At 33.9% G+C, this 1869-nt stretch carries 2 protein-coding genes; one reads left to right on the top strand and one right to left on the bottom strand.

Annotated features, from left to right (window positions below; genetic code table 11):
* Nucleotides 1-653: 653 nt before the first annotated feature.
* Nucleotides 654-1037 (bottom strand): hypothetical protein, encoded by a 384-nt coding sequence (locus BW936_RS19265; protein ID WP_076551508.1) that lies wholly within the window; start codon nt 1035-1037, stop codon nt 654-656.
* 353 nt (nt 1038-1390) lie between these two features.
* Between BW936_RS19265 and BW936_RS19270 the strand changes: the two genes are divergently transcribed.
* Nucleotides 1391-1869 (top strand): IS110 family transposase (locus tag BW936_RS19270; protein ID WP_143744228.1); only part of this gene is annotated, 479 nt, incomplete at its 3' end.

The following is a 1869-nucleotide window of genomic DNA, read 5'->3' on the forward strand; positions in this document are numbered from 1 at the left end:
GAAACTTACGTTTCTATATTGCCTAGATAAATAGCGGATACATTGAATAAAAAAAGCTCAAGAATCTGTTTTTTGAATCTATGAGCCTAGAATACCATTGTCTCAGATTAAGGAAGAATTTATTTGTTTTTTACCTCAGTTCTTTGTTAGCTTTTAGTGCTTTTTTCAGATGTATAATTCGTTCCGCTTGTTTTGTTTAGTTTTGAATTCCGCTTCGTTTTTCATTCCGCAAACTTACTCCAATTCCGCAATATTTTTAATTCAGATTTCGAGTAAGCAATTCCGCAAGATGCTAAATTCCGAAAGAGTGAGATTCCGAGTTTTAATTCCGTTTTCGATTCCGCAAACAAGCTAAAAAGTCAGCCACAATTCAATTCAGAGTTTGAGTGAGAATTCAGAGTATTTTTCAAATTTGGCAACATAGTTTTTCGGTTTTTATTTTCTTAAAACTCAAAAAAAAATCGAAAAATAAACTAGCCTTTTTCCAATTCCGAAAACTTGCTTGAGCATTAAAGCTAACGGTCTCGTATAACCGTCAGTTACGGGTTTATATGCGTTAATTTTCGGTTTGGCACTGACTTTAGTAATTCCGAGTGGATTCGGACGTAGTCGAATCCGCCGTAATTGCGGTTATACATTGTTGTAAACAGTTTTTATTCAGTTCTGCTTTCAAATTCAGTTAATTTTTGTCGTATTGACTTTCCCTCTTCATAACTCACGCGCAATTTATTCAGTCCAATAATAGATTTTTCATTTTGGTCAGTTATTTCTAATGCGGATTTCACACCATTATATATCAACGACTCATTTCCGTTTAACTTTTTTTCAAGTTGAATTTTGTTCTGCACTATTAGTAAAATCCTTTTTTCAGTTAGAATTAATGAATCAAGTTTTTTTCTTGTCAAGAAATATATAGCAGAAATCAACGAAACAGTATTGTTTAATATCGATTCAAAAAAAGATTGTTCAGATTCCTTTTCTAATAGGATAATTCCAGATTCAGATTTCAGAATGTTATTAATTTCTTTTTTCGTCATTTATGCTCTAAATTGTTTACAACGTGATTGTGTATGGTTAGTTGCGTGATTTAGGCACTAAATTAGCAAATAAATCACAGATAGAATATTCCGCAGGAATGTTCGTAAGCAAGCTTAAAACAAGCAATTAATTATACACGGCTTAAGTTTGATTCTCAGTAAATTGTTGATATAATTAGAAAGAACAAAAGAGAGAATTAAGGTTACTATACACGGTGAAGCTTTAGACTTCGACAACATTGATAATCCTCTCTCTTTTACTACTTAGATCACGTTCAGTTCTGTGAGACTTTAGATCTCGTTTTCAAGTTGTTGTGAGCAGAAGTAGCCGGTTCTTTCATAAATCATTTTCTATGAATAAATATAAAGAAACTTTTGGAGTTGACATCAGTAAAGATGTCTTTGATGTACATGGTAGTAAAACAGGTTGCCACCAGTATAAGAACAATGAAGCGGGGTTCAGGAAATACCTAAAGGAATTGCCCAAAGGTTCATTGGTGGTTATGGAAGCTACCGGTTACTATCATTATAGACTTGCCCAGTTTCTTTACAAAAACGGAGTAATAGTTTCAGTAGTAAACCCATTATCTGTCAAACGTTTCATTCAAATGAAACTTGCCAAGGTAAAAACGGACAAGAGCGATGCTAAAGCTATATGTGAGTATGCCCTTATCAACGAGGCTTCTATTTACAATGCCTTGACGGATGTCCAGAGTGAATGCTTACAGTTGTTCCGCTTATTGGATACCTATTTAAAACAACGTACCGCAACCAAGAACAAGATACATGGGGAAGCTGTTCTGGGCATACCCTCAAAGTTTGTTTATCGATC

The sequence above is a fragment of the Maribacter ulvicola genome (assembly GCF_900155985.1).
Taxonomy (GTDB): domain Bacteria; phylum Bacteroidota; class Bacteroidia; order Flavobacteriales; family Flavobacteriaceae; genus Maribacter; species Maribacter ulvicola.

Excerpts from the sequence above, each read along its gene's own strand:
- BW936_RS19265 (WP_076551508.1), bottom strand. The coding sequence starts at position 1,037 with ATGACGAAAAAAGAAATTAATAACATTCTGAAATCTGAATCTGGAATT.